Below are 16,469 nucleotides of genomic sequence, written 5' to 3' on the forward strand. Positions count from 1 at the left end.
TCCAATATTCTTTCGGATTTTGGTGCAAAAACATAGAAAAAAAGAGCCAATAACCATCTGACAACTCCAACAATGTCAGATGATTATTTACTCTTTTAATGATTATTCGAAATCAACATACTCTTTTTGAAGTTCAAGAACTTCTTCTGCCGTTGCACATTCTGTCAAGGCACGGTGAGCATATTCTTCCATCTTAGCTGTGTCAAGCTTCTTCATAAGGCTACGTGTACGAAGTACAGAAGTTGCGCTCATAGAGAATTCATCCAAGCCCATACCTACAAGAAGCGGAACAGCTTGTTGGTCACCAGCCATCTCACCACACATACCAGCCCATTTACCTTCTGCATGAGCAGCTTTGATAACATTATTAATCAAACGAAGGATTGAAGGGTTATATGGTTGATAGAGGTATGAAACTTGCTCGTTCATACGGTCTGCAGCCATTGTGTATTGGATCAAGTCATTTGTACCAATTGAGAAGAAGTCAACTTCTTTGGCAAATTGATCTGCAAGCATTGCTGCAGCAGGGATTTCAATCATGATACCCACTTGGATATCATCTGCAACTGCTACACCTTCTGCCAACAAGTTTGCTTTTTCTTCTTCAAGAATTGCTTTTGCTGCACGGAATTCTGTTAACAAAGCAACCATCGGGAACATGATACGAAGTTTACCATGTACTGATGAACGAAGAAGGGCACGCAACTGAGTACGGAACATTTGGTTACCAGTCTCAGAGATTGAGATACGAAGAGCACGGAAACCAAGGAATGGGTTCATTTCATGTGGAAGGTCGAAGTAAGGAAGTTCCTTATCACCACCAATATCCATTGTGCGAACCACAACTGGCTTACCATTCATACCTTCAAGTACTGCTTTGTAAGCTTCGTATTGCTCATCTTCAGTTGGGAAGTCTTGAGAATCCATGTACAAGAATTCTGTACGGTAAAGACCAACTGCCTCAGCACCATTATCGTTTACACCTTCTACATCTTTTGGTGTACCGATGTTAGCAGCCAACTCGAAGTGTTTACCATCTGCTGTCACTGTTTGAGCATCTTTTAATAAAGCCCATTCAGCTTTTTGCTTAGCATACGCTTCACCAGCTGCTTTGAATTCTGCAATGACATCTTCTGTAGGGTTGATAACAACATCGCCTGTGATACCGTTAACAGCGAGGACATCGCCATCTTTAACAATTTCTGTAATGTTGTTAGTACCTAATACAGCAGCAATTTCAAGTGTACGAGCCATGATAGCTGAGTGACTTGTACGACCACCAATGTTTGTTACAAAGGCTTTTACAAATTGTTTGTTCAATTGTGCTGTATCTGAAGGTGTCAAGTCATGTGCAATCACAATCGATTCTTCATCAATCGCTGCAGGGTTAGGTAAACGAACACCAAGCAAATGCGCCAAGACACGTTTTGCTACGTCACGGATATCTGCTGCACGTTCTTGCATGTATGGGTTGTCTTCCATACCTTCAAAAATCGCGATGAACATATCTGTAACTTCTTTCAAACCAGTTTCAGCATTTGTTTTCTTAGCACGAATCGTTTCCTTGATTTGACCAATCATTTCAGGATCAGAAAGAACCATCAAGTGAGCGTCAAATACTGCTGCGGCTTCTTCACCAAGGCTAGCTACTGCATTCTCACGAATAACAGAAAGCTCGTTTTGAGATGCTTCTAGAGCAGCATCCAAACGAGCTTCCTCTGCATTTGTATCTTCAACTGTAACAGTTTCAAAGGACAAATCTGGTTGAACGAGTAGATATGCCTTAGCAACGGCAACACCATCTGATGCTGCAATTCCTTTAAGCATTTCTGTCATGTTTTACGCCAATCCTTCTTTTTCCATTGTTTCAGTGATAGCTGCAATTGCATCGTCAGCATCTGCACCTTCAGCTGAAATAGTTACATCAGCGCCTTGACCAACACCAAGACTCATTACACCCATGATTGATTTAAGGTTTACAGATTTGTCTTTGTAGTTCAAAGTGATGTCTGAAGCGAATTTGCTAGCTGTTTGCACAAGCAAAGTAGCTGGACGTGCGTGGATACCTGTTTCTGCCACAATGTGGAAGTCTTTTGAAGCCATAGTTGGTTTCTCCTTTATTTTTACAATTATTTCGAGTCAATGTGATAACCCTTACAAAGAGCATTATATCATTTTTTGAAATCATTTTCAAGATTTTTTTATCGTTCTTTCAGTTTTTCAAGCCGAAAAACCCACCGAATGGTGAGTTCCTTTCTATTAAATACGAGTGATAAGTGCTTCAGCAAATTGGCTAGTTGACAGGCTTTCAACACCTAATGCACTGGCAAAATCAATCGTCACTTGTTGATGTAAAATAGCCTGTTCTAGAGCGACAATAATTTTCTCAGCAGCTTCATTCCATCCCATATACTCTAACATCATACAAGCAGACAGGAGAACTGAGCTAGGATTTGCCTTATTCTGACCTGCAATGTCTGGAGCAGTTCCATGTGTCGCTTCAAAAATTGCATGACCAGTCTGATAATTGATGTTAGCTCCAGGAGAAATGCCGATCCCTCCAACCTGAGCAGCTAAAGCATCCGATGCATAGTCTCCATTCAGGTTGGTCAAGGCCACAACATCAAATTTTTCAGGAGCCAATAAAATCTGTTGTAAGAAGTTATCCGCAATAATATCATTGATAACCAATGAACCATTTTCTAGTTCATTCGAAAATTCCTCTTGAGCTAATTCATAACCCCATTTTCGGAATCCGCCTTCTGTAAATTTTTGAATATTCCCTTTGTGTACCAAGGTTACTGTTTTTAATTGGTGTTTTAGTGCATATTGAATAGCAGAACGAATGAGGCGTTTACTCCCCTCTTCAGAAATGGGCTTTATACCGATACTTGATGACTCTGGGAAACGGATTTTAGCCACTCCCATCTTCTCCTGAAGAAATGAAATGACAGTTGCAACCTCTTCTGTACCAGCATCCCATTCGATTCCTGCATAGATATCCTCTGTGTTTTCACGGAAAATAGTAATATCGGTTTTTTCTGGATGTTTTAATGGACTTGGAACCCCTTGGAAATACCGAACTGGACGAACACAAGCAAACAAATCTAGTTCCTGACGCAATGCGACGTTCAGTGACCGGTGACCTTTTCCAACAGGTGTACCCAAAGGTCCCTTGATGGCCAACAAATGCTCACGAATCGTTTTCAAAGTCTCATCAGGTAAAGACGTCCCGGTTAAAGCGTGAGCTTTCTCACCCGCCAAAACTTCTTTCCACTGAATAGAACGCTGACCATTGTATGCTTTTTCAATTGCTGCATCAATAACTTTCTGAGCCGCTGGCCAGATATCTTGACCAACTCCATCTCCTTCGATATAAGGAATAATCGGTTGATCAGGAACGATGAGTTGACCATTCTCAAGTGTAATCTTCTCTGCCATACTTACCTCTTTCCAATAGGGATATATTTTAGATTTCTGCTACCAATATAGGAAGAACGCGGACGGATTAACTTATTATTCTTCCGTTGCTCTTGAACATGAGCAATCCAACCTGCCATCCTACTCATTGCAAAAATGAGAGTGAAAATGTCGCTATCAATTCCCAATACATGGTAGACAGTCGCGGAGTAAAAGTCGACATTGGGAATCAACCCTTTTTTGTGTTTAATAAAATTCTCTACTTCCTCTGACAACTGATAAAATGCTTCATCGTCAGTTCCGAGTGTCAAATCACGCGCCATTTCTTTCAAATATTGTTGACGAGGGTCCACAGTTTTATAAACACGGTGACCAAATCCCATGATTTTCTCTTTTGAATCCAACTTTTTCTGCAAGTATCCTTCCGTATCTCCGCTTTCACGAATCGCTAAGAGCATGTCAAATACACGCTCGTTTGCACCACCATGCAAAGACCCTTTTAAAGTCCCAATCGCAGTTGTGACACAAGAATACAAATCCGTTAAAGTTGATGCAGTGACACGCGCAGCAAAGGTTGATGCATTCAATTCATGATCAGCATGCAAAACAAGTGCTTTACTAAATGCTTTCACTTGCAATTCAGAAGGTTCTTCACCATTTAACATATAAAGGAAATTGGCAGCAAATCCCAAGTCTGAACGCGGTTCAATTGGAACCAATCCTCTTCTCAAACGAGCAAATGTTGCAATGATAGTTGGAACCTTTGCCATAATTTGAATAGATTGATCATACAAAGCCTCTAAGGAATTTTCTTCAGCATGTACATTATAAACTCCTAAGAGGGACACAGTTGAACGTAGCACACTCATCGGATGCAAGTGCCGACGAGATTGAATCAAAATACATTGTTCAACAGCGTCAGAAATTGCATACTCCTCACGCAACTTTTTCTCAAAATAATTCAATTCAATTTGAGTTGGTAAATGCAAATTCCACAGTAGATAAATGACCTCTTCAAAGGAAACATTATTATCCATTAACTCTGCGATATCGTATCCTGCATAAGACAGGCGATCATCTTCAATTGCGCTGATTCGCGTATCGCAGGCAATCGCATCTTTTAACCCATTTGTTTCTGTCATACGTTTCCCCCCAGTTTTTTTCTTACCACCATTGGTAAAATACCACCATGGCGGTAATAACGAATATCCGCTTCTGCGTCGAAACGCACAAGAGCTTGAAATTCTTTTGAAGCTTTTTCAGAATTTGCATGGACAGTAACAACTTGTCCAACTTGTACATCTTCTGGTAAATCAATCGTATAGTGTTCATGTCCAGTTAAACCAAGACTTTCCGCTGTTTCACCATCCAAAAATTGAAGAGGTAGAACGCCCATCATGACCAAGTTTGAACGGTGAATTCGCTCAAATGATTCAGCAAGAACAGCTTTCACACCAAGCAAGTTTGAACCTTTCGCTGCCCAGTCACGGCTAGAACCCATACCATAATCTTTACCAGCAATGACGATACTACCGATACCAGCGGCCTTATATTTCATGGCTGCATCATAGATAGGAAGAATTTCTCCCTCATATGTGGTCCATCCACCAATTTTCCCATCTGCGAGTTCATTTTTTATACGAATATTTGCAAACGTACCACGCATCATGACCTCATGGTTACCACGTCGACTTCCGTAAGAGTTGAAATCCACGTAAGAAATTCCATTTTCCTCTAGGTATCGAGCAGCAGGACTTAGACGGGCAATATTCCCAGCTGGCGAAATATGGTCTGTTGTCACTGTATCTCCAAATTTAGCCAAAACAGATAAGTTTTCCAGTGGTTTTATAGATAAATCTTCCTTCATGTTGTCAAAATATGGCGGATTTTGAATGTAGGTAGAAGATGGATTCCAAGCATAATTCTTATCTGTCTTTGTTTCAATTGCATTCCATGCTTGACTATCTGTAAAGACTTGCTGGTATTCTTGTTTAAAGAGATCGCGCGTAACGTATTGGTCAATGTATGCGTCAACTTCTTCACGACTTGGCATAATATCTGCAAGATAGACTGGCTGATCATCCTTATCATATCCAAGTGGGTCTCTTGTCAAATCAACATTCATATTACCCGCAATAGCATAGGCAACAACTAGTGGTGGACTCGCTAAGAAATTGGCTTTCACAAGTGGGTTGATCCGTCCTTCAAAGTTACGGTTCCCAGATAATACTGCTGAAACTAATAAATCTTCATCTTTAATGGCTTCTGCTACTTCAGGTCGTAAATCACCTGAGTTACCAATACAAGTTGTACAGCCATAACCAACCAAATTGAACCCTAAAGCATCCAAATAGGTCTGTAAACCTGAATTTTTCAAATAGCCTGTTACAACTTTTGAACCTGGCGCCAAGGACGTTTTGACAGTCTTCGCAACAGTCAAACCTTTTTCAACTGCATTTTTAGCTAATAAACCAGCCGCCAATAGAACATATGGGTTCGAAGTATTGGTACATGAGGTAATCGCTGCAATCGCAACATGTCCTGTTTGAATCAGTTCGTCGCCGTCTGCATATTTAACCGTGGCTGTCTTATCTAATTCTTCTTTCTCCAAACCAAATCCACGAACACCAACTTCACGTGTTACACTTGCTTGGAACTCATTTTTAGCATTAGACAATTCAATCAAATCTTGTGGTCTTTTCGGACCAGAAATGGATGGAACAATCGTAGACAAATCTAATTCAAGTACCTTAGTATAGGTTGGAATAGCTGTGCTATCATAGAATAAGTGATTTGCTTTTGCATATGCTTCTGTTAATTCAATTTGCTCCTCTGTGCGGTTGGTCAATCGCATGTAATTTAGGGTTTCAGAATCAATTGGGAAATATCCACAGGTTGCACCATATTCAGGAGCCATATTTGAGACTGTTGCACGATCTGCAAGAGCAAGGGAGGATAAGCCAGGTCCAAAAAATTCAACAAATTTTCCAACAACATTTTCTTGACGAAGCAACTGTGTCACTTTCAAAGCCAAGTCCGTTGCAGTAGCTACTTTCGGTAACTGTCCAGTCAAGTGAACTCCAATCACCTCTGGAATTGGAAAATAAGATGCTTCACCCAACATTGCTGCTTCCGCCTCAATACCACCGACACCCCAACCAAGTACACCAATACCATTGATCATAGTTGTGTGGCTGTCAGTACCAAACATAGAGTCTGGATAAAGTAAACCATCCTTATTAATGATAACGTCACTTAGAAATTCAATATTTACCTGATGAATAATCCCTGTTGCAGGCGGTACAGCACGGTAGTTTTCAAATGAATTTTCAGCCCACTTGAGAAACTCATAGCGCTCATTATTTCGTTCAAATTCTAAGGCGATATTTTGCTCAAGCGCCTGATCTGTCCCGAAAAAGTCAACTTGAACAGAATGGTCAATGACCAAATCGACAGGAATTTCTGGATTTATCAAGTCTGGGCTTCCACCAGCCTTGACAACAGCGTCGCGCATGGATGCAAGGTCAACCACTACAGGTACACCAGTGAAGTCTTGTAAAATGACACGACTAGGTTTAAAAGGGACTTCTCCAGATGGTGAAGAAGCCTGATAATGTAATAAATCTAAAATGTGATTTTTAGTAACATCAACTCCGTCTTCCTTACGAAGAAGACTTTCCAATAAAATTCGGATGGTATATGGAAGTGTATGAATATCCACACCATTTTCGGTTGCAACCGAATTCAATGCATAGTAAGAGTATTCTTTCTCATTATGAAGTAAGCGTTTTTTATACGATAGACTCATCGGCTCTGCCCTCTTTCAACATTATTATTTAGTATAGTATAGATTGTAATATTTATTCAATCAATACCTAACCAAACGTGTTACATCATGTGACATATTTCCTACTATTTAATAATCATATCAACCGTATCTGATTCTAATATACTCTTTATTTTTTGTCCTGCACCTACTATTATACATCAAGCGCAACCATTGAAAACCCTACCAAAAATCAATATTAGAAAGAGGTTTTGGCTTGTACACATACTATATTTGGTGTTGTCGATAAATCGATTGCACAATATTTAGTGATTTATTCAGACAAGCTCCTTGACTTTAACTTCAAAATTTTGTATCCTAGATTGGTAACAAAAATGGGATATTTTTATCCTTGAGAGACAAAGGAGAAACTGAATGGTAACTATCTATTCAAAAAATGATTGTGTTCAATGTAAAATGACCAAAAAATTCTTGGACCAACACAAGGTGAAATATAATGAAATCAATCTAGATGAACAACCTGAATTCATCGATCATGTAAAAGGACTCGGTTTCTCAGCAGCACCTGTTATTGAAACGGATAATGATGTCTTTTCTGGTTTCCAACCAGGTAAATTAAAAGCCTTGGTTTAATTCCTAATCTACCCTACTATAATTAAGAAAGAGATTGCGACTATGAGTTTAAAAGAGCTAGGCGATGTGTCCTACTTCCGTTTAAATAACGAAATCAACCGTCCTGTCAATGGGCAAATCCCACTCCACAAGGACCAAGAAGCGGTTAAGGCCTTCTTTAAAGAAAACGTCCTCCCAAATACCAAGCAATTTGATAGTATTTTAGATAAGATTGCTTATCTATTAGAAGAAAACTACCTTGAAAAAGAGTTTTTGGACCAATACAGTCCAGAATTTATCATCAAAATTGATCAATTCCTGAAAGACCAAAATTTCCGCTTCAAGTCTTTCATGGCTGCCTACAAGTTCTACAATCAGTATGCCCTCAAAACAAACGATGGTGCTTATTACTTGGAAAGCATGGAAGATCGCGTTCTCTTTAACGCCTTGTATTTTGCTGAGGGCAACGAAGAATTGGCATTAAACCTAGCCAACGAAATGATTCACCTTCGTTACCAGCCAGCAACACCTTCTTTCCTCAACGCAGGTCGTGCCCGCCGTGGTGAGTTAGTATCTTGTTTCTTGATTCAAGTCACTGACGATATGAACTCGATCGGACGTTCTATCAATTCTGCTCTGCAATTGTCCCGTATCGGTGGTGGTGTTGGTATTTCCCTCAGCAACTTGCGTGAGGCAGGCGCTCCAATCAAGGGCTATGAGGGGGCGGCTTCTGGGGTTGTTCCTGTTATGAAACTCTTCGAAGACAGCTTCTCCTATTCTAACCAGCTTGGGCAACGCCAAGGGGCTGGGGTAGTGTATCTGGATGTTTTCCACCCAGATATTATTTCCTTCCTTTCGACTAAGAAAGAAAATGCCGATGAGAAAGTTCGTGTGAAGACCTTATCACTCGGTATCACCGTTCCTGATAAATTCTACGAATTGGCACGTAAAAACGAAGATATGTACCTCTTCAGCCCATACTCAGTTGAGTTGGAATACGGTGTGCCTTATAGCTACCTGGATATTACTGAAAAATACGATGAATTGGTGGCGAACCCTCGCATTCGTAAGACAAAAATCAAGGCACGTGACTTGGAAACAGAAATTTCCAAACTCCAGCAAGAGTCTGGCTATCCATATGTTATCAACATCGATACAGCTAACCGTAGCAACCCTGTTGACGGCAAGATTATCATGTCCAACCTTTGTTCGGAAATCCTTCAGGTCCAAACACCAAGTGTTCTAAACGATTCTCAAGAATACTTGACCATGGGTACTGACGTTTCATGTAACCTCGGCTCAACTAATATCGTTAACTTAATGAAGTCACCTGATTTTGGACGTTCTGTTCGTACAATGACACGCGCTTTGACTTATGTCACAGATCATTCACACATCTCAGCTGTACCATCTATTGAAGCAGGAAACAGTCAGGCACATTCAATCGGTCTTGGGGCTATGGGACTTCATTCTTACTTGGCTCAGAACTTGATTGATTACGGATCAAAAACAGCCGTAGAATTTACCAACATCTACTTCATGCTCCTCAACTACTGGACCTTGGTAGAATCAAATAACATTGCCCGCGAACGCAAGGCAACCTTCCATAATTTTGACAAATCAAAATACGCAGACGGCACTTATTTCGATAAATACGTGACTGGTGATTACCAACCACAATCTGACCGTGTTAAAGAACTATTTGAAGGCATTTTCATTCCAAGCGGGCAAGACTGGGCTGAACTACGTGAGAAAGTCATGGCAGATGGTCTTTACCACCAAAACCGCCTAGCTGTTGCTCCAAACGGTTCTATCAGCTACATCAACGATGTCTCTGCTTCTATTCACCCAATCACACAACGGATTGAAGAACGCCAAGAGAAGAAAATCGGTAAAATCTACTATCCAGCAGCTGGCTTGGCAACTGAAACCATTCCATTCTACAAGTCTGCCTACGATATGGATATGCGTAAGGTCATTGATGTCTACGCTGCTGCAACAGAGCACGTTGACCAAGGTTTATCCCTCACTCTTTTCCTACGCAGTGAACTACCTAAAGCTCTTTATGAATGGAAGAAAGAGAATAAGCAAACCACACGTGACCTCTCTATCCTTCGTAACTATGCCTTCAACAAAGGTATCAAGTCTATCTACTACATCCGTACCTTTACCGATGACGGAGAAGAAGTCGGCGCAAACCAATGTGAAAGTTGTGTGATCTAACGTAGCAAGATTAGCTGTTGATAAATCAACTAGCTAATCTACGCTAACCGCTATCGGCGGATTAGCTAGCTACCTTACTAACTCCGAAACTGAAGAAATATCGTCTTCAGTTTCTACGTGTCGTAATATGTGAGGGCGTCAAAAGGACACAGCAAAAATAGGAAATTCCACAGAGATGTCTTACATCTCGTAGGGATTTATCTTTTTTGCCAAGTCCTTAGCCCGAACTCGATTTCAAGACACTAACATTCATTGATGCTAAAGCATCTAATGAATGAACGGTACTGACTATTTGGTCAGTACCTAAGTGGCTTACTACCTCGAAAAGTCGTTAAGTTCGAACGACTTTTCTCAGGTCGTAACTTGCAAGGGTTTAGCTGTTGGAAAACCAACTACCTAATCTACGCTAACCGCTATAAGCGGATTAGCTAGCTACCTTACGACAATGTCGTTCATGATGTGAAGCAACTATTGAGCGCTCGATTAAAAATCCCTTGTGGGGGATTTTTTTACAGGCTACTATCTACTTGTGATATACTATTAGAAATACAAGAAAAAGAAAGAGAACATGATGGAAACCTACTACAAAGCCATAAACTGGAACGCCATTGAGGACGTTATCGACAAGTCTACATGGGAGAAATTGACTGAGCAATTCTGGCTCGATACGAGGATTCCCTTGTCAAATGACTTGGATGATTGGCGTAAACTCACAGCGGAAGAAAAAGACTTGGTTGGTAAAGTCTTCGGTGGATTGACCCTTTTGGATACCCTTCAATCTGAAACAGGTGTTCAAGCTCTCCGCAACGATATTCGCACACCGCACGAGGAAGCAGTCTACAATAACATCCAATTCATGGAGTCTGTTCATGCGAAATCCTACTCTTCTATCTTCTCAACCTTGAACACAAAATCTGAGATTGAGGAAATTTTTGAATGGACAGATAGCAACGAATTCTTACAACGTAAGGCAAAAATCATTAACGAAATTTATGAAAATGGTACGGCGCTTGAAAAGAAAGTTGCCAGCGTATTTCTAGAAACTTTCCTATTCTACTCTGGTTTCTTTACACCGCTCTACTATCTTGGTAACAACAAATTGGCCAACGTTGCAGAAATTATCAAACTAATCATTCGTGATGAGTCTGTTCATGGAACCTATATTGGTTACAAATTCCAACTTGGATTCAATGAATTATCCGAGGAAGAACAAGATAAACTTCGCGACTGGATGTATGACCTTCTTTACCAACTTTATGAAAATGAAGAGGGCTATACTCGTTCACTCTATGATGCAGTTGGGTGGACTGAGGAAGTCTTAACCTTCCTTCGTTACAATGCCAATAAAGCCCTCATGAATTTGGGACAAGATCCACTCTTCCCTGATTCAGCAGATGATGTAAACCCAATCATCATGAACGGTATCTCAACTGGTACATCTAACCACGACTTCTTCTCCCAAGTTGGTAACGGCTATCTTCTTGGTGAAGTGGAAGCTATGCAGGACGATGATTATCTTTACGGTTTGTAATCAAAAAAGCAGTTCATCTGAGCTGCTTATTTTTTTATACCAAAAATAGTATCATCAAATAGGAAATCCCATTATTTAACATATGTAGCGCCATTGGATAACGAATATCTCGTCTAATTAGATAAAGCCAACCAAGATTAAGACCCATAGTGAAATAAATCAAAAACTGTGGAATGGTTGCTGGAACATGGACTAAACTAAACAAACATCCTGTTACAATCAGATACAAGCTCACAGTTTTCATATCAGCCATTTTGGGGAAGAAATAGGTTGCCAACAAACCTCTAAAAATCAACTCCTCTAAGATTGGTGCAAAGACTACGACTGCTAAAAACGCAACCAAAGGGTAGGCAGATACAAATTGGATGACCAAAGTTTGATTTTGACTTTCAGATACTGGCACCAAAAGTTGGACGATGAAGAATACAATATAAAGTAAAATTGGCCAATAAATCTTATGAAACCATGATGAAGATACACTATAGTCAATGGTCTGCCGAGAATACACAAATTTCCATAATACAATTGTAAATGCAATTCCGAGTACGATACCAATAATCGCACAAATCCAAATCATATTCTCAATCAATTGAGCTGGAAATTCTGGAATAGCTTGTAATGTCGGTCCTACCATCAAAAATCCAGTAATAATTTGATAAGCAACAAAAAATAAAAACAATAATGCAGTGTGTTTGATAAATTTTAACATGACACCATCCCTTCCTTTTCTTTTAATAAAACTGACATCTGATTTTCTCCCTTGGTATTTTTCTGCAACTTTTCACCTTAACTTGCAACTGCTTCACTTTTTTTCTATCTGACAGGTAGCTCAATAATAAATAAACAAAGGCTATCCACAAAAATACTTCCATCTTTCCTCCTAAATCAAGCCAACGCTTTACTACAGTAGAATCAACAAAAATCCGAAAAAATTGTTGAGGCCATGTAGGATGAGTGCATTGGTATACTTGCCAGAAATTTGATAGGCGAGCCCTAGTACTAGGCCCATACCACTATAAATAATCCAAGATCCGATATTGGTCGGTACATGAATAAGACCAAATAGAAAACTTGATAGCAACAGACCAACAATAGAATCTTTACCAAAAACTTTCCCCATGAGAACCCCTCTGAAAAGCAGCTCCTCCAAAACAGGAGCAAATAATACTGTAAAGATAAATAAAAGTAAGGTCGGCAAACCTGAATGATTGAGGACTTCCTGATTGGCAGTCGTTTGACCATAACCCTCTTCTAGCATTATCAATTGCCCACCAATTATTTTCAGACCAAGCATAACGATAAAAGCAAGTACTATCAAACCAATATTCGCAACTATCCCCCACTTCTGCTCACCTTTCCATAGACCTAATTTGCCCGTTAAGATAAGACCAAGAACAATAGCGACCAACAAGAAGGTTGCTGCAATCAGTAAATTATTCCCATCAAAATTCGGTAAGGCAAACATCGCCATCTGGCTCAATACATTTAGTACAACGACTGCCAATCCCACTAAGAGAAACTTCCAATTTTTAAACACATTCCAGTTTCTCACATTTCCAAGTCTATTCATAGCAATCTCCTTCACATGCACTAAATCAGTTTTCATTACTTTCTTTTTCGATCAACAGCAGAGCTGGCAAGCCCAAAACCAATGGCAAGAGGATATTCAGGGTTGATAAATCAATCTGCCCAGTAGCCAGCCACTCTCCGAAAATATAGCCAACTGCGTATAGACCAAGGCCGATTAATAGGACAATATAAATTTTCTTAAAGACTTTCATGAGCTAACCTCCATTTAAACTATATAAGCTTGATTTTCTTACGGTTGACAATATAGAAACTAAGGAATCCAACAAGAGTCAGCAGTACAACAGTCATGGGAGTAACAAACTGGAAATACTCCGCTGCAGATGTTCCGCTTTCCTGTGGAATATGGAACTGCCAAAGACCAATACTAACTAGCAAACTGTAGACAGCAATCTGTAAGGTTTGAAACAGAGTTCGTTTCATCATTTTCTTCCGAGCCGATTTCTCATCAACCTTTGCAACAAACAATTTATCCAGACCCAACTGTTTGATAATGGCGTCCTGTTTGAATTGAGAATAAACCAATGTCAAGAAGAGGCAAATTCCCATGACATCTTCTCCCAGCGCAAAGCTAACTAGGAAGCCCCCCAGTGTCACTGTCAGAAAGAGCATATACATATTGTTGCCGAAATTCGTCAAGGTCGCATAAGACACCTCGTCTAACTCACCAACAATATCATAGAAATAACGAATTGATTTGATGTGTACATTTTCCTTTTTCATAACTATTACCTAAAAACTTTTCATAACATTCTTATTTAAAGTAACGACGGACCATGCGAACCTGCATGACATTGATGTAAATGTGAAGAAAGGCAACAACTAGAAATGCTGTAATTTGTCGTTCCTGCAATAGCATGCTAAGTACAAATAGGAATAGATACAAACCTGGTAATACAATTTGATTAAGAGTAAAAACAATCTGGAAACTCATTTCGTAGTTGGCTTGCTTCTCACCTTCGTCCATTGCCTCAGCAAAGTCTTTCATCTCTTTTACCGTAGCAAAAGCCGACAACTTATAATCACGAATTTTCTGAGTAAGTTTCACAATAAAAATCTGAGAGATGAGAAGGATAACATAGAAAACTACGTCAAGAATGGACCCATACATAACTGCACTCTCTTCTAAGAAAGTGACTCCGAATCCTAAAACCAAATTTAACAATGTCAATGATACAGCTACATTGAATGAAATGGTCGCGTACTCTAGGTTACGATACATTTTTTTATATAGTTCGTCAACATGTTCTTCATCCTCATCTGAAATGGAATGATAAAGTTTATAATTTTGATTAGCTTTAAGACCAAAGTATACAGTTCCAACGAAAATTACAAAAGTAACGAATCGTAAAAAAATCATAACATTATCAAAGTTTAGAAATGAAGGTAGGCCAAATTTTTCATTTAGCACTCCAAAGAAGCCCACAAAACCACCACAAATGGCTGAAATAAGCAAATAAGAAATATTCCTTATCCATCTTTGTTTTGTTGTAATCTGTTTCCCCTGTTTCATTCTTCTACCTCCACTAATTGAAAGACATTTTCCACATTTTCATTAAAAATCTGTGCTATGCGCATGGCAATGACCACAGAAGGCGTATATTCACCCCGCTCAATCAAGCTAATGGTCTGCCGTGATACTTCTGCTAACTTTGCTAGCTCTGTCTGATTGAGACTATCTCTGGCTCGCAATTCCTTGAGCCGATTTTTTAAGACATATTCCATGACGTTTCCTTTCTAGGCTTGGTAGATGACCATGCTTTTTTCTGTTACAGCTATTTCTACCGCTACTTCTTTGAATTTTGTCGTCAGTAAGTAGGTGTAATAAAAGTCACCAATACATGCTACTGAGTGCATGGTTGCTAGAATCTGATAGGCCCCTTTGTCAAGCCACCCCAACATTGCAAATGCTGTTAAACTCAAAGTAATCAAAACGAAGGGGGCAAGAGCAATGACAATTGTTTGGAAACGATTATAAAGGGAGTTGGGGCTAATTGCATAAGCCATACCTGTTTTCCACTTAACTCCATATTTGACAGGATTTTTGGGACAAAAAATTTTAAAAAACAATCCATGAATCCCTTCATGCATAATAATAAGCAGTATAAAAACAAATAGTGCTTCTATGAATGGCATCTCATTCGTTACACTTTGAAACTCAACTTTAGAAGCTATAAATCCAAATAATCCAAAAAACGGGAACACCAATAATACTGCAATTAAATACAATCTTAACGCCAACTTTTTATCGCTTCTAACATCTACTTCATATAATTTCTTTTTCGCTTCCATGTTTCTTCTCCTTCATTTTCCTACAAGCTAGACTAAACTATTTAGTCCTAGAGCAACTCCAATCAGTAAGCCCATAATACTTGCGCCTGCAATAATAATTGCTGCCAAATCTGCTGAAATGTGTCGTTTCATAAGGTTTCTCCTCGTCTTTACCTAGATTTTGTCACTATTTTTTATTTTTGTTAAATTGCAGAGCTAACACTAATGTCGCCAGCAATGGAGGAAATAGATAACTCCTCTCAGTCAAACTCATCTCAAAGCCTAGCAGAGATAAAATTTTAAACACCAAAATATTTATCAAGAAGAGCACGAGGAACAATAGCACTGCTTTCATACCATTTTTTACTGTCTTGTTCATTTTTCTTCTCCCTTTCTTAGCCGATAGCCAAATCCATAATCAACAAAGTCCTCGTCAATATCAAAAGAAGTATCATACTCTATTCATAACCGAATATGAGATTCCGAACGAAAGAATAGAGTATAGAGAATAAGAAGGCAAACTGGATTCACCCTGCAACACTTGTACCTGTGTTAAGAGTTTTTTCTTATTATTGATATTCATATCTACCCTCCCATACATCATCTAGTTGTTTTGGAATTTTTTCTCTAAATCAAAACCAACCTTTATACAAACTGGAATAATAACTGATCCAACAGCGATAGAAAGGTATCGTTGGAAGTCAACTATATAAGACGGCTCCTTCATCAACCAATAGAAGTCATTCAGTAGGAAGATAAACAACCCAATTACTAATAAACCAAAATAGACACCCTTATAAAATTCTTTCCATTTCTCCATATTACTGTTCTCCTGCTACATTTCTATTTCCTTTGCTCTTTTTTTCAAAAATATCATTTGTCATTACAATAAGACAAATGGCAAGGGTCACTTGAGTATGATCCAGTTGTTGCCATTTAAAAATATCTGATAGCAGGACAAAAACTAGATAAGCAATTGCTGCTATTTGTAGAAATCTTGCGATGTAAAGACTATTTAACTTTTTCATGATTGTATCC

18 protein-coding genes are annotated in these 16,469 nt (G+C 39.2%); 3 read left to right on the plus strand and 15 right to left on the minus strand.

Annotated elements, in window-relative coordinates; genetic code table 11:
* Window positions 1-102: 102 nt before the first annotated feature.
* The 5 genes from ptsP to acnA all read right to left on the minus strand — a co-directional run bounded on the left by ptsP (window position 103) and on the right by acnA (window position 7,228).
* Window positions 103-1,836, minus strand: a complete 1,734-nt coding sequence (gene ptsP, locus K6V43_RS02080) for a phosphoenolpyruvate--protein phosphotransferase (protein WP_024397329.1) — start codon at window positions 1,834-1,836, stop codon at window positions 103-105.
* Between the two features lie 3 nt (window positions 1,837-1,839).
* Window positions 1,840-2,103 carry a phosphocarrier protein HPr gene (locus K6V43_RS02085; RefSeq protein WP_024378446.1) on the minus strand — a complete coding sequence of 88 codons (264 nt, stop codon included), beginning with the start codon at window positions 2,101-2,103 and terminating at the stop codon, window positions 1,840-1,842.
* Between the two features lie 156 nt (window positions 2,104-2,259).
* The gene (gene icd, locus K6V43_RS02090; protein ID WP_222381336.1) at window positions 2,260-3,441 is read right to left on the minus strand and encodes an NADP-dependent isocitrate dehydrogenase; all 1,182 of its coding nucleotides are present in this window, start codon (window positions 3,439-3,441) and stop codon (window positions 2,260-2,262) included.
* 2 nt (window positions 3,442-3,443) lie between these two features.
* The gene (locus K6V43_RS02095) at window positions 3,444-4,562 is read right to left on the minus strand and encodes a citrate synthase (RefSeq protein WP_024397331.1); all 1,119 of its coding nucleotides are present in this window, start codon (window positions 4,560-4,562) and stop codon (window positions 3,444-3,446) included.
* On the minus strand, window positions 4,559-7,228 hold the full coding sequence (acnA, locus tag K6V43_RS02100; protein WP_222381337.1) for an aconitate hydratase AcnA: 2,670 nt from the start codon (window positions 7,226-7,228) through the stop codon (window positions 4,559-4,561). Before acnA ends, K6V43_RS02095 begins: the two co-directional genes overlap by 4 nt.
* A gap of 393 nt (window positions 7,229-7,621) precedes the next feature.
* Between acnA and nrdH the strand changes: the two genes are divergently transcribed.
* From nrdH to nrdF, 3 genes are all read left to right on the plus strand, one after another.
* Entirely contained in the window at window positions 7,622-7,840 is a 219-nt protein-coding gene (gene nrdH, locus K6V43_RS02105) for a glutaredoxin-like protein NrdH (RefSeq protein ID WP_024405193.1), read from the plus strand.
* A gap of 42 nt (window positions 7,841-7,882) precedes the next feature.
* Window positions 7,883-10,042, plus strand: a complete 2,160-nt coding sequence (nrdE, locus tag K6V43_RS02110; RefSeq protein WP_222381338.1) for a class 1b ribonucleoside-diphosphate reductase subunit alpha — start codon at window positions 7,883-7,885, stop codon at window positions 10,040-10,042.
* A gap of 571 nt (window positions 10,043-10,613) precedes the next feature.
* Window positions 10,614-11,573 (plus strand): class 1b ribonucleoside-diphosphate reductase subunit beta, encoded by a 960-nt coding sequence (gene nrdF / locus K6V43_RS02115; protein ID WP_024391852.1) that lies wholly within the window; start codon window positions 10,614-10,616, stop codon window positions 11,571-11,573.
* 34 nt (window positions 11,574-11,607) lie between these two features.
* Here nrdF and K6V43_RS02120 read toward each other — a convergent pair whose 3' ends face one another.
* The 10 genes from K6V43_RS02120 to K6V43_RS02165 form a co-directional block, all read right to left on the minus strand.
* Window positions 11,608-12,282, minus strand: coding sequence for a CPBP family intramembrane glutamic endopeptidase (locus K6V43_RS02120; protein ID WP_024391853.1), 675 nt, complete (start codon window positions 12,280-12,282; stop codon window positions 11,608-11,610).
* 192 nt (window positions 12,283-12,474) lie between these two features.
* A complete protein-coding gene (locus K6V43_RS02125) occupies window positions 12,475-13,143 on the minus strand; it encodes a type II CAAX endopeptidase family protein (RefSeq protein ID WP_222381339.1) in 669 nt (222 codons plus the stop codon).
* 25 nt (window positions 13,144-13,168) lie between these two features.
* Complete coding sequence (locus K6V43_RS02130) at window positions 13,169-13,354, minus strand: hypothetical protein (RefSeq protein ID WP_222381340.1); 186 nt, start codon at window positions 13,352-13,354, stop codon at window positions 13,169-13,171.
* Between the two features lie 19 nt (window positions 13,355-13,373).
* The gene (locus K6V43_RS02135; RefSeq protein ID WP_222381341.1) at window positions 13,374-13,883 is read right to left on the minus strand and encodes a DUF3278 domain-containing protein; all 510 of its coding nucleotides are present in this window, start codon (window positions 13,881-13,883) and stop codon (window positions 13,374-13,376) included.
* 31 nt (window positions 13,884-13,914) lie between these two features.
* Window positions 13,915-14,673 (minus strand): DUF3169 family protein, encoded by a 759-nt coding sequence (locus K6V43_RS02140; RefSeq protein WP_222381343.1) that lies wholly within the window; start codon window positions 14,671-14,673, stop codon window positions 13,915-13,917.
* Window positions 14,670-14,885, minus strand: coding sequence for a helix-turn-helix transcriptional regulator (locus K6V43_RS02145; protein WP_004299042.1), 216 nt, complete (start codon window positions 14,883-14,885; stop codon window positions 14,670-14,672). Before K6V43_RS02145 ends, K6V43_RS02140 begins: the two co-directional genes overlap by 4 nt.
* A gap of 12 nt (window positions 14,886-14,897) precedes the next feature.
* Entirely contained in the window at window positions 14,898-15,452 is a 555-nt protein-coding gene (locus K6V43_RS02150; protein WP_222381345.1) for a DUF3267 domain-containing protein, read from the minus strand.
* A 166-nt stretch (window positions 15,453-15,618) separates the two neighbouring features.
* On the minus strand, window positions 15,619-15,810 hold the full coding sequence (locus tag K6V43_RS02155; protein ID WP_222381348.1) for a hypothetical protein: 192 nt from the start codon (window positions 15,808-15,810) through the stop codon (window positions 15,619-15,621).
* A 225-nt stretch (window positions 15,811-16,035) separates the two neighbouring features.
* A complete protein-coding gene (locus K6V43_RS02160; RefSeq protein ID WP_222381351.1) occupies window positions 16,036-16,251 on the minus strand; it encodes a hypothetical protein in 216 nt (71 codons plus the stop codon).
* A gap of 1 nt (window position 16,252) precedes the next feature.
* The gene (locus K6V43_RS02165; RefSeq protein WP_222381354.1) at window positions 16,253-16,459 is read right to left on the minus strand and encodes a hypothetical protein; all 207 of its coding nucleotides are present in this window, start codon (window positions 16,457-16,459) and stop codon (window positions 16,253-16,255) included.
* Window positions 16,460-16,469 lie beyond the last annotated feature (10 nt).

It is taken from the genome of Streptococcus suis, assembly GCF_019794615.1.
GTDB lineage: Bacteria > Bacillota > Bacilli > Lactobacillales > Streptococcaceae > Streptococcus > Streptococcus suis_AI.